Origin of the sequence: Algibacter sp. L3A6 (assembly GCF_009796825.1) — a bacterium.
Classification (GTDB): Bacteria; Bacteroidota; Bacteroidia; order Flavobacteriales; family Flavobacteriaceae; genus Algibacter.
Map to the genome: position 1 here is coordinate 4,079,247 of NZ_CP047030.1, position 17,526 is coordinate 4,096,772.

General features: G+C 32.8%; 19 protein-coding genes and 1 tRNA gene. 9 read left to right on the plus strand and 11 right to left on the minus strand.

Features of this window, described 5'->3' with window-relative positions; all coding sequences use genetic code 11:
- The first annotated feature begins 163 nt into the window (after positions 1-163).
- Positions 164-820, plus strand: coding sequence for a deoxyribose-phosphate aldolase (gene deoC / locus GQR98_RS17010; RefSeq protein WP_159020606.1), 657 nt, complete (start codon positions 164-166; stop codon positions 818-820).
- A gap of 7 nt (positions 821-827) precedes the next feature.
- On the opposite strand, the gene GQR98_RS17015 is transcribed toward deoC, so the two are convergent.
- The 9 genes from GQR98_RS17015 to GQR98_RS17055 all read right to left on the minus strand — a co-directional run bounded on the left by GQR98_RS17015 (position 828) and on the right by GQR98_RS17055 (position 9,166).
- Positions 828-1,676: a biotin-dependent carboxyltransferase family protein gene (locus GQR98_RS17015; protein ID WP_159020607.1), complete on the minus strand. Its 849-nt coding sequence runs from the start codon at positions 1,674-1,676 to the stop codon at positions 828-830.
- Complete coding sequence (gene pxpB, locus GQR98_RS17020; RefSeq protein ID WP_159020608.1) at positions 1,669-2,400, minus strand: 5-oxoprolinase subunit PxpB; 732 nt, start codon at positions 2,398-2,400, stop codon at positions 1,669-1,671. Before pxpB ends, GQR98_RS17015 begins: the two co-directional genes overlap by 8 nt.
- A gap of 5 nt (positions 2,401-2,405) precedes the next feature.
- A complete protein-coding gene (pxpA, locus tag GQR98_RS17025; RefSeq protein ID WP_159020609.1) occupies positions 2,406-3,146 on the minus strand; it encodes a 5-oxoprolinase subunit PxpA in 741 nt (246 codons plus the stop codon).
- Positions 3,147-3,176: 30 nt separating this feature from the next.
- Complete coding sequence (locus GQR98_RS17030) at positions 3,177-4,289, minus strand: DUF2891 domain-containing protein (RefSeq protein WP_159020610.1); 1,113 nt, start codon at positions 4,287-4,289, stop codon at positions 3,177-3,179.
- 11 nt (positions 4,290-4,300) lie between these two features.
- On the minus strand, positions 4,301-5,392 hold the full coding sequence (locus tag GQR98_RS17035) for a DUF695 domain-containing protein (protein WP_159020611.1): 1,092 nt from the start codon (positions 5,390-5,392) through the stop codon (positions 4,301-4,303).
- Between the two features lie 70 nt (positions 5,393-5,462).
- Positions 5,463-6,773: a UDP-N-acetylglucosamine 1-carboxyvinyltransferase gene (gene murA, locus GQR98_RS17040; RefSeq protein WP_159020612.1), complete on the minus strand. Its 1,311-nt coding sequence runs from the start codon at positions 6,771-6,773 to the stop codon at positions 5,463-5,465.
- A gap of 9 nt (positions 6,774-6,782) precedes the next feature.
- Entirely contained in the window at positions 6,783-7,439 is a 657-nt protein-coding gene (locus GQR98_RS17045; protein ID WP_159020613.1) for a DUF4290 domain-containing protein, read from the minus strand.
- A gap of 94 nt (positions 7,440-7,533) precedes the next feature.
- Positions 7,534-8,727, minus strand: coding sequence for a hypothetical protein (locus tag GQR98_RS17050; protein ID WP_159020614.1), 1,194 nt, complete (start codon positions 8,725-8,727; stop codon positions 7,534-7,536).
- 145 nt (positions 8,728-8,872) lie between these two features.
- The gene (locus GQR98_RS17055) at positions 8,873-9,166 is read right to left on the minus strand and encodes a DUF493 family protein (protein WP_159020615.1); all 294 of its coding nucleotides are present in this window, start codon (positions 9,164-9,166) and stop codon (positions 8,873-8,875) included.
- Positions 9,167-9,256: 90 nt separating this feature from the next.
- Here GQR98_RS17055 and GQR98_RS17060 point away from each other — a divergent pair, with 90 nt between their 5' ends.
- From GQR98_RS17060 to GQR98_RS17080, 5 genes are all read left to right on the plus strand, one after another.
- Entirely contained in the window at positions 9,257-9,796 is a 540-nt protein-coding gene (locus tag GQR98_RS17060) for an AAA family ATPase (protein WP_159020616.1), read from the plus strand.
- Positions 9,797-9,805: 9 nt separating this feature from the next.
- The gene (locus tag GQR98_RS17065; protein WP_159020617.1) at positions 9,806-11,713 is read left to right on the plus strand and encodes an ATP-dependent DNA helicase RecQ; all 1,908 of its coding nucleotides are present in this window, start codon (positions 9,806-9,808) and stop codon (positions 11,711-11,713) included.
- A 121-nt stretch (positions 11,714-11,834) separates the two neighbouring features.
- Positions 11,835-12,782 (plus strand): methionyl-tRNA formyltransferase, encoded by a 948-nt coding sequence (gene fmt / locus GQR98_RS17070; RefSeq protein ID WP_159020618.1) that lies wholly within the window; start codon positions 11,835-11,837, stop codon positions 12,780-12,782.
- A 187-nt stretch (positions 12,783-12,969) separates the two neighbouring features.
- Positions 12,970-13,242, plus strand: a complete 273-nt coding sequence (locus tag GQR98_RS17075; RefSeq protein ID WP_159020619.1) for an HU family DNA-binding protein — start codon at positions 12,970-12,972, stop codon at positions 13,240-13,242.
- Positions 13,243-13,364: 122 nt separating this feature from the next.
- Entirely contained in the window at positions 13,365-13,925 is a 561-nt protein-coding gene (locus GQR98_RS17080; protein ID WP_159020620.1) for a YqgE/AlgH family protein, read from the plus strand.
- Here the strand turns inward: GQR98_RS17080 and GQR98_RS17085 are convergent.
- Together GQR98_RS17085 and GQR98_RS17090 are read right to left on the minus strand one after the other, a co-directional pair.
- Positions 13,922-14,764: an aminotransferase class IV gene (locus tag GQR98_RS17085; protein WP_159020621.1), complete on the minus strand. Its 843-nt coding sequence runs from the start codon at positions 14,762-14,764 to the stop codon at positions 13,922-13,924. The genes GQR98_RS17080 and GQR98_RS17085 overlap by 4 nt on opposite strands.
- Before the next feature lie 66 nt (positions 14,765-14,830).
- Positions 14,831-15,223 carry an START-like domain-containing protein gene (locus tag GQR98_RS17090; RefSeq protein WP_042498517.1) on the minus strand — a complete coding sequence of 131 codons (393 nt, stop codon included), beginning with the start codon at positions 15,221-15,223 and terminating at the stop codon, positions 14,831-14,833.
- A gap of 134 nt (positions 15,224-15,357) precedes the next feature.
- On the opposite strand from GQR98_RS17090, the gene GQR98_RS17095 reads away from it, so the two are divergent.
- From GQR98_RS17095 to GQR98_RS17105, 3 genes are all read left to right on the plus strand, one after another.
- Positions 15,358-15,431: transfer RNA gene (locus tag GQR98_RS17095), tRNA-Met, on the plus strand.
- Positions 15,432-15,485: 54 nt separating this feature from the next.
- Complete coding sequence (locus GQR98_RS17100; protein WP_159020622.1) at positions 15,486-16,835, plus strand: tyrosine-type recombinase/integrase; 1,350 nt, start codon at positions 15,486-15,488, stop codon at positions 16,833-16,835.
- Positions 16,836-16,841: 6 nt separating this feature from the next.
- Positions 16,842-17,507 (plus strand): hypothetical protein, encoded by a 666-nt coding sequence (locus GQR98_RS17105; protein WP_159020623.1) that lies wholly within the window; start codon positions 16,842-16,844, stop codon positions 17,505-17,507.
- Positions 17,508-17,526 lie beyond the last annotated feature (19 nt).

The window sequence follows — 17,526 nt, forward strand, 5'->3', positions numbered from 1 at the left end:
TACCGTTCGTCTAAAAAATGAAATTTCACCCAAGCAATACTCGGTTAGTTTCTAACTTCACCTCGGAATTACCCTAAACTTTCATTATTTAAAACTAATGAAGACTAATTCTGCCCCCTCAAAAAATAATAAAAAAAATAGCTTAACCTAAAACTCCCTAACAATGATTATTTCGGAATACATTGACTATACCCTATTATCACCCACAACAACCGAAGCAGAAATAATAGCACTCTGCCAAGAAGCAAGAAAAAGCACTCTAAATAGTATTTGTATAAACAGTTGTTATGTAGCACTAGCTACTGAATTACTTATAGGTACCGACGTTAAAATATGTTCTACTGTAGGTTTTCCTGCTGGAAGCGCATCAACAGCAAGTAAAATTTTTGAAGCAACAAACGCCATTAAAGAAGGCGCTAGCGAAATCGATATGGTTATCAACCTTGGTTTATTGAAAAGTAAAAATTACGTTTCGGTGATGAAAGATATTAGCGCTGTAAAAACAGCAATTTCGAATATACCACTAAAGGTTATTATTGAAATTTCCGAATTAAATAAAAACGAAATTGTAAAAGCATCTCAAATTTGTTCGGATGCTAATGCCGATTTTATAACCACTTCTACCGGTTTTTCTAAAGGTGGCGCCACATTTACTGCGGTAAAAATTATTAAAAAAACAGTTAGAGATACTATAAAAATTAAAGCTTCCGGAGGTATTACTAACTTAGAAATGTCTCAAAAATTTATAGATATTGGTGTAAGTCGTATTGGAGCTTCTCCAAACTTAAAACTTAGAAAAGCCCTTTTAAAACTAGCATAAACAAGTTTTATTTACTCAATTTAAATGAAATGGCTTGTCCGGTATATTTCTGTGACAAGCTATTTATTGCAGTTTCACTTAACTGAAGCACTCTTGGATAACCACCAGTAGTTTGGCAATCACGCATTAAAACAATGAGTTTCCCTGAAGGTGTAAGTTGAACTGTTCCTGGGATTACTGGCCCAGTAATAATAGCCATTAAATCATTTTGAAGGTTTTCGTTTAACTGATACCCCATTCTACTATTATTATTTGAAATAGTGAAACACGTAGACAGTAACTCGTTTTGCTGAGTATCAGTGAGGATTTCAAACTCTGGACCTCCATAAACTTCCAAAGTAGATGAATTCATATAAGATTCATCGTATCGAATTCTCGAATATGTATTTTGACTCTCTAGAGATGACGCATTAATAGCTAATTCATTATTTTTAAGCAACCTGCTTGCTTTTGTAATGTTCGGATACATACTTTTACTCTTCATAACAGTTTCGGTGTTAAAACCGCTTAAAACAGCTAAATAACATCGAAAGCCTAATTTAAGTTTTCCGAAACTTAATATATCTCCCGGGTTTATAGCAATCAAACTATTGTTCATTATCCCGACACCATTCAGCTTAGCATCCATATGTGCACCAGAAAACGCAATATGTGTATTCACAGAAAATTGAAGACTAGCGCCTAACATCGTCATTTCTAAAACCGCTTCATCTTCACCATTACCAACTAAGCTATTTGCAAAAGCCGCCGCTTTTCGATCCATAACTCCAGAAAATGGCACACCAAATTCCTGATAGCCGTAGCGGCCAAAATCTTGAATGGAGGAATAAAAACCTGCTTTTAAAACCTTAATCATTTACGTTTTCGCTTTCTAATTGATACACACCTGCCTCTACTAAAGTTTTAATATTTTTATAAGTTTTTAATGAAATTGAATAAAACTGAACACGATCTCCTGCTTTCGCAAAACACGGTTTTTCTTTAGAAACATCGAAAAAATTAAGAGGAGAATTACCGATAATATTCCAACCACCAGGACTCTCATTTGGGTAAATCCCAGTTTGATTTCCACCTATAGCAACCGCACCTTTTTCAACCTGCAACCGTGGTGTAGATTTACGCGGCATTTGGAGTAATTTATCTAAACCACCCAAGTATAAAAACCCAGGTAAAAAACCTATAAAATAGACGGTATAAATAGCGCCGCAATGTTGTTTAATAATATCATTTTTAGATACCTTTTTTTCAATTGAAATAGTATCTAAATCGAGACCAAAAGCCTCATCATAACATACAGGAATCTTCCAAAGATGAGAAATTAAAGAAATAGCTTTTTTTTTACTTGAATAGATTTTATCTATAACAGCGATTCGCTCCTCTAAAGAAATATTTGTGTTTTCATAAAAAACTATTAATGAGCTATATGCAGAATTCACCTCAACAACTTCTTTAATATGATAATTTTCAATTTTAGTCTTCAGAATTAAGACATCCTCAAGAACAGCTTCACTAATTTCAGCCGGCCATTCTACTAAAACAGCATGTAAACCTAAGGATTTATAACGAAGTTTAAAAGCCATTTAAACTAAATAATTTTGATTTGATGAATCTCCAATTTACCTTTTAAATCTTTAATCAAATTTACAACATTTGGTTGGTCGCCGTGAAGACAAAATGTATCAGCTAAAATATCGATATCACGACCTTGAATCGTTTTAACTTTTTGCTCAGAAACCATCTTAAAAACATGGTTAAACAAGTCGTTTTCCTCATGAATTAAAGCATTATTTTCTTGCCTAGAAACCAAGCTTAGATCATCGTTATAATTTCGATCTGCAAAAGCCTCGTAAACTATTTTAATATTATTTTCTATAGCTAAATTTGCTATAACAGAATTATATGGCACGTAAAGTTTAATAGGTAACATGAGTGATTTTATTACCTCGATAATAACATTTGCTGTTTTAACATCGCTAGCAGCCAAATTATAAAGCGCACCGTGTGGTTTTATATGATGAAGTCTTGCATTTTCAGATTTTAAAACAGAAAGCAAGTCTCTAATTTGATGCTTAATTGAAGCATAAAGCGCAACGCAGGACATATCCATAATCACTCTTCCGAAGTTTTCTTTATCTGGAAATGATGGATGTGCGCCAATTTTAACACGATGTTGTTTAGCTAAACGCGTAACATCTCGCATAATCTCTGGAGTTCCTGCATGACCACCACAAGCGATATTGCATGATGATATATGCGGCATAAGCAAACTTTCGTTGCCAATCCCCTCACCTACATCAACATTAATATCTATTGTTTTAATTTCCACCAAACCAAGTTAGCGAATTTAAATTAATTATTAGAAAGAATTTAAGGCGTAAATAGCGAAAGAACCTAACCAATGCCCACCCTCGTAGCTATCACCGAAAATACTAGGTAAAGAATGATTTAAGTGCTGTATAGCCAAAGGCTTTAAATGTACATACTCTGGCAAACCTTCTACTATTTTATTTAAACTCCACGCTCTAGAAAAATTTAAACCATCTAAATGCACCAAATGCCCATCTTTTCTATCGGAAACCTTACCCGTTTCTAAGAAAAAGGTTTTAGATTTCAATTGCGGAAGAAAATCATTTAACCATGTTTTATAAGTTTCAACAGGTAACAATCGCTTCATTAAAGCAGCCTCTTCTAGGCAAGGAGATAAAAAATCTGAACCGCCAGGCTCCCAAGACATGGGACAATTTTTATCATTTAAAAAGAAATATTTTGCACGAGTTTCAATCGCTTTTTTAAATGCTTCATCATTTACCGCCACAGCATAATCGTAAGCAAAAGACATTCCGAAAGCTGTATTTCCATGTGTTCCAACTCGCGTTGGATAATTTAATTTTGGAAGATAAACAGTATATTTTTCAACAATTAAATTAGTTAAAGGTTGAAGATTTTCTTCTAAAATTCTTGCAGTATCATCATCCCAAGTATGAAGTTCTTCTGCTAACTTTAACAACCAAGCCCAACCGTAAGTTCGCTCGAAAGACGCATTATGCTTACCCGAAAAATACGCAACCTCTCCTTCAATCTTCTCTTTAGATAAATTAAACAACAACCTACTCTTTAAGTCATTACGATTTTTTATGTCAGGGTTCGTTTTAAGTAAGCTTACCAAACTCCAATGTCCATGTACCGCAGAATGCCAATCGAAACAACCATAAAAAGCAGGATGTAACGTTGCAGGATTTTTTAAGTCTTCTCCACTTCCTAAGGTTTGAGATAACTTATTTGGGTATTCAGCATTTATACAATGAAGCGGTAAAGCAGCCAACTTATTTGCCTGCTCTAAATCTAACTTTGGAATATCTTGACTTTGATTTTGAAACGTATTATAATCAGGAACAATCTCCTGTTTATTTTCAGACTGTTTACAAGCTGTAATAAATAATAGAAAAAGTATAATAAAATGTGGTTTCATATAAAAGCTATTTATCGAGGTAAAAATCTATCAAAAGACTGCCAATATTTATCCTTATAGATATCAAAAGTAATCTTTAACCTATCTGAGTATTTTGATTCAATCTCATAAAAAACCTTAGAAGGCTTTCTAAAATCGGTACATGCGAAATATACCTCTCGCATATTATCAGCCGTTTGCCTACCAATATTAAGATAGCCATCAAAATCTTTAAGCTGCTCCAAAACTTCATCTTCAATAACACTTAAAAGATTATAAGTGTTTTCATCTGGCATACCGTTATCCACAATACCCTTATACTCTATTTCGAGCACAACAACCCATGGATGTGATGCTTTGCTATCCCATTGAAGCAAATCGGTGTTTACAACTGCTAAAAGCGATAAACCAGACTCCATAGTAGCTTCTAACGCTGCATAACTATCTTCATCAGTAGAATGACGCAGTCCATCATATTTTTCAATGAATTCCTTTTCGCGCCAAATTAGAAAATCTTTTAATTTCTCTATAGGCACCAAATCCGCTTCAGCATCAACGGTATTAATAACATTTAGATTATCGATAATGGAAACAGCGTTTAATTCGCCTAAAGCATTATCTAAAAACAGATAAACACCGTTAGTAACATCTAAACGTTGCTCTTCAGTTAAATCTTTATAGGTTATAGTAATATCAATTTCATCAGGATAATCTCCTAAATCGTTAGAATAAAAATGAAGTGTGTTTTTACTAAACTCCAACTCTCCTATTTGGATGTTCGAGTCATCGAAACCAGATTCCGGTTTTAAAGCTGTTATTCTCCAACCTTTAATTTCCGGAGCTTCGTTTACTAAATCTTCAACAAAAGCAATGTTTCTTAAATCACCATCGGCGGTTAAAATAAGTTCTGCAGTATCAGCATCACACATTCCTGCAAGAAACCAAAACCCTTCTTTTAATTCATCTAATTTAAAAGATAAATCATTAAAAAACAACTCATTAACATCACCTTCCTCACTAATCGCTTTAAAAAATGATTTTTCGTTTTTAACAAACCAATTCCAAAAATCTGAATAAGATTTTACAGGCATATCTTTCTTTAGTAACTTATTAAAAAAACTCATACCGCACCATTAGGTGATTTCGTTTTAAACGAATATAACAATTGAAAATAAAAAAAAGAAGAACGTGAGATTACTCTACACGTTCTATTTTGGCACCAATAGCGCGTAAGCGCTCGTCGATGTTTTCGTAACCACGATCTATTTGCTCTATATTCTGTATGGTCGATGTTCCTTTTGCAGAAAGTGCTGCAATAAGTAAAGACACACCCGCACGAATATCTGGAGACGTCATGGTTGTTGCTTTTAAAGTTGATTTAAAATCGTGACCAATAACGGTAGCTCTATGCGGATCGCATAAAATAATTTTTGCCCCCATATCGATCAATTTATCAACGAAGAACAAACGACTTTCGAACATTTTTTGATGTATTAAAACACTACCTCTAGCTTGTGTAGCCACAACTAGAATGATACTCAATAAATCTGGAGTAAAACCAGGCCAAGGCGCATCGGAAATGGTTAAAATAGAACCATCTATATAACTTTGAATTTCGTAACCGTTAGTATGTGCAGGAATATGAATATCATCGCCTTGCTTTTCAACGGTGATTCCTAATTTTCTAAAAACGCTAGGTATTACGCCTAAATCGTTCCAGCTTACATTAGAAATGGTAAGTTCACTTTTCGTCATAGCCGCAAGACCAATCCAACTTCCAATTTCTATCATATCAGGAAGCATACGGTGTTCCGTACCTCCTAAAACTTCAACACCCTCTATAATAAGCATGTTAGAACCAACACCACTAATTTTGGCGCCCATTCTGTTTAGCATTTTACAAAGCTGCTGCAAATAAGGCTCACAAGCCGCATTGTAAATTGTAGTTGTTCCTCGGGCTAAAACAGCAGCCATTACAATATTTGCTGTTCCGGTAACCGATGCTTCTTCAAGCAACATATAAGTTCCAGTTAAATACTCGGCTTCTACACCGTAAAACTGATCTTCTTTACTATATTTAAATTTAGCACCTAAATTAATTAAGCCTTCAAAATGCGTATCTAATCTACGACGACCAATTTTATCTCCTCCTGGTTTTGGAATATACCCTTTACCAAAACGAGCTAATAAAGGCCCAACAATCATTATAGATCCTCGTAAACCACGACCATCCACTTTAAAAGCATCAGATTCTAGATAATCTAAATCAACTTCGTCGGCTTGAAAAGTATAACTTCCTTTGCTTATTTTTTCAACCTTAACACCTAGCTTTCTTAACAAGTTTATAAGCTTATTAACATCTATAATGTCTGGAATATTATTAATTGTAACCAGTTCTGGAGTAAGTAGAACGGCACATAGAATTTGTAAAGCTTCGTTTTTTGCTCCTTGAGGTTGGATACTACCTTTTAATTGGTGTCCTCCTTCAATTTTAAATGTTCCCATGCGTAAAAATTAGTAGCGTTTTCTTTGGCGGTTATTAGTGCTATTGCTCTTTTTTTGACCACCTTTTTTATTGTTATTATTGGCGAATTTCGATTTAGTTCTCAACAAACTAGTAGAATCTGATAAATCTTCTTCAGAATTTCGAAGATCTATTTTTCCTTCAGATAATTCGAACAGATGTCCGTAAATAACGGCATCTTCAACGGTATCTTTATTCCAATTTAAAAAACACTTTTTCATGTGATTTGCAATGGTATAAAGCAACGCTTCTTTTAATTCACCATCTTCCCATGTGTTTGCCACATCGATCATGGTTTTAATATTATTTCCGTAGAAACGATATTTCGGGAAGTTTTGTGGGTATTTTAAAGGCTCAGGACGCTCTTCGTAAATTTCTTTAGTAGGAATTTCGTAAGGAGAATCTGCATCTAATTCAAAATTAGACATGATAAAAAGCTGATCCCAAAGTTTATGTTTAAAATCTGGAACATCGCGTAAATGCGGTTGCATATTACCCATTACAGCAATAATACCGGTGGCTAATTTATTACGTTCTTCTTTTGTTTCTCTTGTTTTAGCGTAATTAATCATCTTCTGCATATGTCTTCCGTACTCTGGAATGATTAAATGCTCACGCTCTGTGTTGTACTCTAAATCGTCTATCAAAATAATGTGTAGAATTTATATTGTTGCATGTAGTTGTTATGCTTGCGCAAAATACAAAAAAAATTGAATAGCACGATTATTATTACCAAATCAATTATTGCGCATACTTATTTATTAACCTAACTAGTAAATTATTTAGAAATTCAACCTCATATTCTCCAACGGTTGGTTCTATATGGTCGTTGCCAATTCCGCTATCGTTTGTAATAAACACATAGGTTCCGTTGGTTGCAATAGCAAAATAACGCATTAAAAACTCGGTCGATTTATCGATACCACTTGCCGTTACCGGAATTAATTTCACACCGTTTTTGGCTGCATTAATTAACGATTTTTTAATACTTAAGTTTACTTCATCAGTTTGGTGCGGTGGCGCATCTAAAAGTAAAAAGGCAATTCGTGTTTTAGAATTTGTGCTCCATTGCAAATCGTTTACAGCTTCATGCAAAGCTAATTCTACAGCCTCTTCAAAATCGCCTCCACCATCTGCGCTTTGATTACTTATAAAATCTACAGTAGAAGAAATACTGGTTGTAAAATCTGAACGTCTGGTAACATAATCATCGCCCTGATCTCTATAAAACACCGTAGAAGTTAAAATTGTAGAATTGGCATTATCCTCTTGTGCACGACTAATAACATTAGTTAAATCGTTTTTTAAAAACTCTAGCTCATCGCCCATTGAGCCCGTAGCATCAACAATAAAAGCTATTTCTATTTTATTAGCAGTAGTTGTTGTATTCTGAATATTTAAAACATTTACACCTTCATTAAAAAAAGAAACTGCTTGACTTATTACTTCTCCATTAATTTGAACATCGTAATCGTCAAGATTTACTGAAGAACTCGTTTTTCCGCTATCAAACAAATCTATAAATAAATTAGCTTCACCTAAATTATCTGTTTTAGCTTCACTGATAATTTCGCCATCTTTAAAAAGAGAAAGCGATACATTATTTAAAGGTTGCGAGGTGTTTTTATCTAAAACTTGAAATGCAATACGTTTTGATGTATTGAAACTCCAATTTGCTTGAAATGTAGTATAATCTTGAGAATTTAATAAATCGCTCCAGAAATCCCATTGAGTTAAATCGTTCCATTCTCCAGCTGTAATTTGACCGGCACTTTCCCCGTTTCCACCATTACCAGAATCTCCTGAACTCTCTGAACCTTTTGAGCTCGAAGATGATGATGAATCGAGTTCATAACTTCCATCGATGGCACTATCACCATTTTCACAACTGAATAAAACAAAAACAGAACATAAAACTAAAGCAATTTTTTTCATCTCAAATATTTTATTTCAAGATGCAAAATTACACAAAAGGTTGCTTCAGAATAAAAAATAAAGTTTCAAACTCACGCTTTTTACACAAATTTAAAAGACAATAAATAAGGTTTTCGTTTTCACGGAATTAAAACATGTACAATTATTAAAGGCTAATTACACCTTCTATTTTAGAAGCGACCTCTTTGTATTTCTCGATAACAGCTTCAGGTTTTTCCATAACAACATCAATAGAAACACTAGTATATTTACCGTTTTTAGATTCTTTTGTTTTGATCACAGCACCTAAACCATCGAAAATAGTTTCAATTTTTTCAATTTTTTCTTTGTTTGAAAGTACAATGAATTTATATAAGTATTCTGCAGGCCAAACGTCTGTATCGTATAATTGTTCTTTTAATTTATCGTAAAATTCTTCTGAATTTGGAGGTGTGCTCATTACATATTTATTTGGCTGCAAATATACAGTTTAGTTTCGATTTTTTTTATAGATTATAAATTCCGATTTTTACACAAAAATAAAGCAGCATTGAACACTAAAAAGATTGTTATTACGGGCGGTCCAGGAACTGGAAAATCAACTTTAATTAATGAATTAATAAAAAGAGGCCATACTTGTTTAGAAGAAATTTCGCGACAAGTAATTTTAGAAGCAAAAAAAGAAGGTATCGATCAACTCTTTTTAACCAACCCGCTCATGTTTAGCGAACTCCTTTTAAAGGGCCGACAAAAACAATTTGTTGATGCCGAATTATTTAAAAATGAAATCGTATTTTTCGATCGTGGTTTGCCAGATGTATTAGCTTACATGGATTTTATTGGCGACGAATGCCCAGAAAACTTCATTGAAACTTGCAACAAATCTAAATACCACACCGTTTTTATATTAAAACCTTGGGAAGCTATTTACACCAGCGATAATGAACGCTACGAGACTTTTGATCAAGCCTTAGAAATTCACGATCACTTAGTAAAAACCTATGAAAACTACGACTATAATTTAATAGATGTACCTTTTGATACTGTTGAGAATAGAACCAATTTTATTTTAAACGAATTAAAGATATAAGCGTCCAGAATGGAACACCCTATTAACATACTAGAACGTTATTGGAAATTCACCGAATTCCGACCAAACCAAGAAGCCATTATAAATTCGGTTTTGGCAGGTGAGGATACTTTTGCGCTTTTGCCAACTGGTGGTGGAAAATCTTTATGTTTCCAAATTCCTGCTCTAGTAAAAAAAGGGATATGCATTGTTGTATCTCCACTTATTGCTTTAATGAAAGACCAAGTACAGTCTTTAAACAATAAAGGGATTAAGGCCATGGCGCTTACAAGTGGTATTTCATATAAAGAATTAGACACGCTTCTAGACAATTGTATCTACGGAAATTACAAGTTTCTATACCTATCTCCCGAGCGACTGCAACAAGAATTGGTGCAAGACCGCATTAGGTTAATGAATGTGAATTTAATCGCCATAGATGAGGCACACTGTATTTCGCAATGGGGTAGCGATTTTAGACCGGCTTATAATAATATTGCGCTTTTAAGACAATTACAACCAACCGTAAACGCTATTGCCCTTACAGCATCCGCAAAACCTGAGGTAATTGATGATATTGTAAAACAACTCGATTTTATTAACCCTAAAATATTTAAGCAATCTTTTTTGAGACCCAATTTGGCTTATTTAGTTTATGATGAAAATGATAAGTATTACAGAATACAGACGATATTAAAAAAATATAAACAGTCTTCCATTATTTATGTTAGAAATAGAAAACTAACTATTGAGTTAAGTTCTTTTTTAGAATCTAAAAACATAACCGCTACCTTTTACCATGGTGGTTTACACAATAGTGAAAAGGATAAAAACATGGATGCCTGGATTAATAACCGAAAACAGGTTATGGTGGCTACAAATGCTTTTGGAATGGGGATTGATAAACCCGATGTAAAAACCGTGGTACATATTAGCCTACCAGAAAGTATAGAAAGCTACTTTCAAGAAGCCGGACGGGTTGGCCGAAATGGCGATAAGGCTTTTGCAGTAATTTTGAAAAACAAAAGTGACGAAGCTAATATTAAAAAACAGTTTTTAGGATCACTTGCTAGTGTCGATTTTGTAAAGCAAGTTTACAGAAAACTATGTAATTATTTTCAGGTGCCTTATGGTGAAGGTGAATATTCAACTTTTGAGTTCGATTTTAATACCTTTTGCAAAACGTACAAGTTTAGCCCAAGCTCGTGCTATAACGCTTTATTGATTTTAGATAGAAATAGTATAATTACGCTTTCTAAACAATTTAAAAACAAGGTTACAGTACAGTTCATTATTTCTAACTCGGCATTGTTCAATTATTTAGATACACATACCGAGTACAGTATTATTGTAAAATCTATTTTACGCATGTATGGCGGTGTTTTTGAGCAAGTCACCAAAATTGCATTGGCCAAAATAACCGAGAAATCGGCGATAAGCGAAGTTAAAATAGTGAACGCTTTAAAACAGCTAGAACATGATGGTATTATCACCTTAAAACTATCTGCAACAGATGCAGAAGTTACTTTTATTCAGCCACGAGAAGATGATAAAACTATTAACAGAATAGCAAAAACTATAGAACAGCAAAATGATTTAAAGCAACAGCAAGTAAAGGCGATGCTAGATTATGTTGAAAACGAATCGGTGTGTAAAAGCATGCAACTCCTCGCCTATTTTGGAGAAACAGAAATTAGTCCTTGCGGTATTTGTTCGGTTTGCACTCAAGCTAAAAAAGTTAAGGTTTCATCAAATGATATCACAACTATAAAAAACCAAGTTATTGAGCTTTTAGAAAATGGTAATCAATCTTCTAGACAAATTTCGGCTTTACTAAACACTTCCGAAGAACAGATAAAACAGGTTTTAAAATTACTTTTAGAACATCAAATAGTAACGATAACAGCAAAGAATACTTATAAGTTGAGCCATTTATAATTCAGCTTAATTATTAAATTCAGAAATAAACTTCAACTACACCTATTATAATAGGTATATAAAACGAAATACTAAACATGTTTAAGCTAAGGCCTACATGTTAGAAAAAACAAGATTAGAAATGAAAGATTTAAAAATAGTATTTATGGGAACGCCTGATTTTGCCGTTACCATTTTAAAAACATTAGTAGAAAACAAACAAAACATAGTTGGGGTAATTACGGCTCCAGATAAACCTGCAGGACGTGGCCGTAAACTAAACGAAAGCGCCGTAAAGGTTTATGCAAAATCGGTTGGATTAAATATTTTACAACCTACCAACTTAAAGAATGAAGACTTTTTGGAAGAATTAAAGGCTTTAAATGCGAATTTACAAATTGTAGTAGCCTTTAGAATGTTACCGAAAGCGGTTTGGCAAATGCCTGAATATGGTACTTTTAATTTGCACGCTTCTTTATTACCTAACTATCGTGGAGCTGCTCCTATTAATTGGGCTATTATAAATGGAGAAACAAAAACAGGCGTTTCAACCTTCTTTATTGATGAGAAAATTGATACTGGCGCTATGATTCTTCAAGAAGAAATAAAAATAGAACCAGAAGAACATGCAGGAAGCTTACATGATAAGTTAATGCACTTAGGAAGTGATTTGGTTTTAAAAACGGTTAACCTTATTAAAGAAGGCCCTGTTAAAACAGTTGCACAACAAGAAACGGCAGATATAAAAACGGCATACAAACTAAATAAGGATAACTGCAAAATAGATTGGAATGCCTCTATAGAAGATATCCATAATAAAATACGTGGTTTAAGCCCATACCCAGCAGCATGGTGTACCTTAATTAATGGTGATGACAGCTTAGATATTAAAATTTATAGCGCAAAAAAAGAAATTATTGAGCATAAGGATGCTATAGGACTTATTGTTTCTACAAAAAAAGAGTTAAAAGTCGCTGTGAGTAAAGGTTACCTCATTATAGATGATATTAAGCTTCCTGGTAAGCGCACTATGGATGTAAAATCCCTTTTAAATGGCTATCAATTTGAAAGCGATGCAAAAATGCTGTAAAGCCTTATTCCTGCTGATGTTATTAAAAAAACGTTAAATCAACGGGTCTTTATTAACAAATGCGATAAGTTATTAACAAAACCACGAATTTCCCTTGCTATTACTTGTGTTATTGAGTAATCCGTATAAATTTGTATAGGATATAACAAAATGTTTAACCAATTTATTAATAATTAAATTTTATATTATGAACAAGACAGATTTAATCGATGCTATGGCAGAACACGCAGGAATTACTAAGGCTGCTGCTAAAAAAGCTTTAGAATGTGCAATTATTGAAATCGAAGGAGCTTTACAAAAAGGTAACAGAGTTTCTTTAGTAGGTTTTGGTTCTTGGTCAGTTTCTAAAAGAGCTGCAAGAGAAGGAAGAAACCCTCAAACAGGTGATACTATCCAAATTAAAGCAAAAAACGTTGTAAAGTTTAAAGCTGGTGCAGATTTATCAAGTGCAGTAAACTAATTATTTGCTTCATAAATATTCAGAAAAGCCTTCAAAATTTGAAGGCTTTTTTTGTATATATGTATTAAAGACTTGCTTTTTTAATAAATTAATATTAGATTTAATTACTAATTCCTGAAAATATGGTGACTACACAACCAAAAAAAGGTGATTTATTAATAGCAGAACCAGCTATTATTGGAGACGTTTCATTTAATCGTTCTATTGTTTTACTAGCCGATCATACTATTGAAGGTTCTATTGGTTTTATTTTAAATAAGCCTTTAGAATATACTATAAACGACTTAATACCAGAGCTTGATGCCTCGTTTAAAGTTTATAATGGCGGCCCTGTGGAGCAAGATAATCTTTACTTTATTCATAAAATACCAGAACTAATACCAAACAGTATTGAAATATCTTTAGGTATTTATTGGGGTGGCGATTTTAATGAAGTAGCAGAACTTATTGCTAACAAAACCATTAACGAAAACGACATAAAGTTCTTTTTAGGCTATTCTGGATGGGATACTAACCAATTATCTGATGAGTTAAAAGCTAATTCTTGGGTTGTTACCGAAAATATCTATAAAAAAGATGTTATAGAAAAAAGCTACAAATCTTTCTGGAAAGAAAAAATGTTAGAATTTGGTGGAGAATATAGTATTTGGTCTAATGCTCCAGAAAACCCGAGTTATAATTAACTTACTCTAATTTTAATATTTAATTTTTGAATTAAAAGTTTAGATACTTCTGATTTAAAAGTCTTTTTCCTGTATTTACTTACCGCTTGAATACCAACAATGACATTGGTAATAAAAATTTCGTCTGCCTTTTGAAGTTCAAAAGGAGAAATTGCCTCTTCTACCAATTCGTATTCGGGTAAACTTTCTATTGTTTCTATAATTTGCTTACGCATTATACCTTTTAAACAACCGTTTTCTATTGGTGGCGTTTTTATAGTATTGCCTTTTACAACAAACACATTTCCGTTTAAAGCTTCAATTACTTGCTTATCGGTATTTAAAACTAAACAATTGTCGAGTTTGTTTTCTTTGGCATAGATACTACCAACTACATTTAAAGCCTTGTTATTAGTTTTTAAGCTCGATAATAAACTTGGAGACACATAGTAATCTTTAAATAAATCGACCTCGTAGAAGGCGTCTTTCACGATATAAAAATCGGTATCAATAGGTTTTACAGCAATTAGAAAACTAATATCGTTGGTTTCGGGTAAATACAAGCCACCTTCGTTTCTAAACACCGTTAATTTTACTCGAGAAGATGCGTTTGATAAATTGTTTTCCGTTAAGGTCTTTTGTATTTGCTCCTCCAAATATTCCATGGTAAAATTCATAGGAATCTCCATGCGCATAATTCGCATAGACGCCATAAGTCTAAAATAATGATCTTCCCAAAACAACAATTTACCATAAGAGGCTTTAATTGTTTCAAATAAGGCATCACCATATGCAAACCCTCTGTTATTAATAGATAATAGTGTATTATCTTCTAAAATATTTTCGTTAAAATTTACCATAAAAAAATCCCGTTTTCATTAAATGTAAAAACGGGACAAATATAATCGAATATTATGTTTTTTATATTACGCTGAGCCTAATACTTGCTTTAAACTTGATATTTGGTTAGTCCAAAGCATTTTAGATTCGTCTACTTCATCTTCTTCGGCATAATCAGTCACCATTAAAGAAACATCCTTTGTAATTTCATCTACTTGAATTCTAATTTCAAAATAATAAGAATCGCCTTCCTCTTCATCTTCTAACCATCTAAATTTAACACGCTCTCCACTTTTTTTATTTAATAGTTTTGCTTTTTCTTCGCTACCATCCCAAATAAAAGTAAACAACTCTCCTCTTGAATTTACGTTGTCTGAAAACCATTCAGATAATCCAGAAGGTGTTGATATATATTGATATAACAATTGTGGTGATGCTTGTATAGGAAACTCTATATTATATTTTACTTTCTCGTCCATATATGATTTAATCTTTATGTTGACAATATATACATTAATTAAGAAGTACCACAGAAAATTTAATAATATTTTTTACCACTAATGTTTGTGTAATCTAATTATGTTTTTATCTTTGCACCCGCGGAAACGCATATGGCGAGGTAGCTCAGCTGGTTAGAGCGTCGGATTCATAACTCGGAGGTCATGGGATCGTGCCCCATTCTCGCTACAACATTTAATCGATTCAAAACAAACGGTTTAGTTCACTCTAAACCGTTTTTTTATGCTTAATATAAACGAATTCATTACATTTGAACACGAAAATGAACACGATTTAGAATACGATTTGGCACACAAAAAGATTTTTTCAACTCCTAAAATCCACACCGCTAACGGAGATTTATCAAAACGTTGGTACGTCTATTTTTCTTTTCGAGATCCTAAAACAGGGAAGCTCAAGCGAATGAAAAATATTTATGGTTCTGCCAACTCTCACAAAAACCAAGAAGATAGGCTTGCACTTTTATCTCGATACCGTAGAAGACTTTTAAAATTACTTAAAGAAGGCTACAATCCATTTCTTGATAATACAGAATTTCATAAAAATAAACTTGCTAAAAAAAATGAAGTTCTTGCTCCTGTTGAACAAGCTAAAACTGTTCCTTTTGAACAACCTATTCCTACGGAAGTTAAAGTTGAAACTCCAAAACAAGAAATAACAGAAAAAGAAGAGGATAAAATGACGATTCGAGAAGCTTTTGATTTTAGTTTGGAACTAAAAGCTAAAGTAATTAATGAAAGATCGCTTAAGGATTACTTCTACTCTACCAATGCGGTTGTAAAATGGGTGAAAGAGAATAAACCGAAAATTAAAACCATAGATCAATTCACTAAAAAAATAGCTCTAGAGTTTTTAAATTCTGTGTTATTGAAATCTAGTGCTAGAAATAGAAACAATTATCGTCTTAACTTAAGTAGCTTGATGCAAACTTTGGAGGATAATGAGATTATTGCTTCTAACCCAATGCGAAAAATATCTGTTCTTAAAAGTATTCCGAAAAGGAATCAAACTTATAGTGCTAATGAACAAGAAGACATATTTAAATACCTAGAAAAGGAAGACCCCATATTACTTCTGTACATTAAATTCATTTCCTACAACCTACTAAGACCAATAGAAGTGTGTAGGTTGAAAATAAAAGATTTTGACTTAAAGAATAACACCATTAAGTTTAAAGCTAAAAACAGCCCTTTAAAAACGAAAATCATTCCTAAGATAATTTTAAAAGAACTTCCTGATTTATCTAAACTGAATCCAGAAAACTTTTTATTCACACCAGTAAAACTTGGTGGTGCTTGGGATGCTACAGAAAACAATAGACGCGATTACTTTTCTAAACGATTTAAAAGCGTAGTAAAAGAAAAGTTTAACTTAGATAATAACCACGGGCTTTATAGCTTTAGACATACATTTATAACAAAATTATACCGTGCTTTAGCGCAAAGCACATCGCCTCATGCTGCAAAAAGTGAATTGATGTCTATAACAGGGCACTCTTCAATGCAGGCTCTTGAAAAATACTTAAGAGATATTGATGCTGAATTACCAAATGATTATTCCGATTTACTATAAATAGATATGGATATTTTTACAACGATAAAAGATAATTTACTTCGGCACTATATTATATATGTGCCAACCATTCTTTTTTCTAAACTTAAAGGAAGTATTTACGAAGGTGTTTTACCTGAAGATGCCGCTAATACTTTATTCTATCTATTCAATCCAAAAGAAATAATTGCGGATGTTAATGCGTTTTCCATAGTTGCACTTTTAGAAAAATCGGATATATTAGAAAGTAATCTGTTTAAATTATTTGAAGCTAAAAACACTATAGATGAAGAACATTTTAGAGTATTACTAGATAAATATAAAGAGCATGTAGAAGGCCATGCATTTATGACGCGATGGATGTATGCAAATATTAATAAAACTTTCGCCAATTTAGACGTTAGTATTATCAATATGTTTAAATTTCAAGCGGAGCAATTTCAAAAACATAGTGAAGAATTAAACAATCATTTTAAATTTCAACCAAATAAGGTTCCAAATGAAACCATCACACTTTTAGAACAATTAAAGGCAACCTATGCTAGTGCTGAATTAAAAATTACTCCTCCTGAACCTATAAAACCTTTACCTGTTAGACAAAAAACTAAACCTACAAAAAAGCGAAAGCTAATAATTGATGATGATGAGATTGACAGGTTTTTATTAAGCTCGGTTTTTAGTGTTGATCTTTAAATTTATAAAATATTTGACT

What these genes read in the sequence shown, in the direction of transcription:
- GQR98_RS17055 (WP_159020615.1), bottom strand. Translation starts at nt 9,166, where the DNA reads ATGAGCACACCTCCAAATTCAGAAGAATTTTACGATAAATTAAAAGAA.
- GQR98_RS17050 (WP_159020614.1), bottom strand. Translation starts at nt 8,727, where the DNA reads ATGAAAAAAATTGCTTTAGTTTTATGTTCTGTTTTTGTTTTATTCAGT.
- GQR98_RS17015 (WP_159020607.1), bottom strand. Translation starts at nt 1,676, where the DNA reads ATGATTAAGGTTTTAAAAGCAGGTTTTTATTCCTCCATTCAAGATTTT.
- GQR98_RS17105 (WP_159020623.1), top strand. Translation starts at nt 16,842, where the DNA reads ATGGATATTTTTACAACGATAAAAGATAATTTACTTCGGCACTATATT.
- murA (WP_159020612.1), bottom strand. Translation starts at nt 6,773, where the DNA reads ATGGGAACATTTAAAATTGAAGGAGGACACCAATTAAAAGGTAGTATC.
- GQR98_RS17100 (WP_159020622.1), top strand. Translation starts at nt 15,486, where the DNA reads ATGCTTAATATAAACGAATTCATTACATTTGAACACGAAAATGAACAC.
- GQR98_RS17090 (WP_042498517.1), bottom strand. Translation starts at nt 15,223, where the DNA reads ATGGACGAGAAAGTAAAATATAATATAGAGTTTCCTATACAAGCATCA.
- GQR98_RS17075 (WP_159020619.1), top strand. Translation starts at nt 12,970, where the DNA reads ATGAACAAGACAGATTTAATCGATGCTATGGCAGAACACGCAGGAATT.
- GQR98_RS17035 (WP_159020611.1), bottom strand. Translation starts at nt 5,392, where the DNA reads ATGAGTTTTTTTAATAAGTTACTAAAGAAAGATATGCCTGTAAAATCT.
- GQR98_RS17030 (WP_159020610.1), bottom strand. Translation starts at nt 4,289, where the DNA reads ATGAAACCACATTTTATTATACTTTTTCTATTATTTATTACAGCTTGT.
- GQR98_RS17085 (WP_159020621.1), bottom strand. Translation starts at nt 14,764, where the DNA reads ATGGTAAATTTTAACGAAAATATTTTAGAAGATAATACACTATTATCT.
- GQR98_RS17065 (WP_159020617.1), top strand. Translation starts at nt 9,806, where the DNA reads ATGGAACACCCTATTAACATACTAGAACGTTATTGGAAATTCACCGAA.
- deoC (WP_159020606.1), top strand. Translation starts at nt 164, where the DNA reads ATGATTATTTCGGAATACATTGACTATACCCTATTATCACCCACAACA.
- fmt (WP_159020618.1), top strand. Translation starts at nt 11,835, where the DNA reads ATGAAAGATTTAAAAATAGTATTTATGGGAACGCCTGATTTTGCCGTT.
- GQR98_RS17080 (WP_159020620.1), top strand. Translation starts at nt 13,365, where the DNA reads ATGGTGACTACACAACCAAAAAAAGGTGATTTATTAATAGCAGAACCA.
- pxpB (WP_159020608.1), bottom strand. Translation starts at nt 2,400, where the DNA reads ATGGCTTTTAAACTTCGTTATAAATCCTTAGGTTTACATGCTGTTTTA.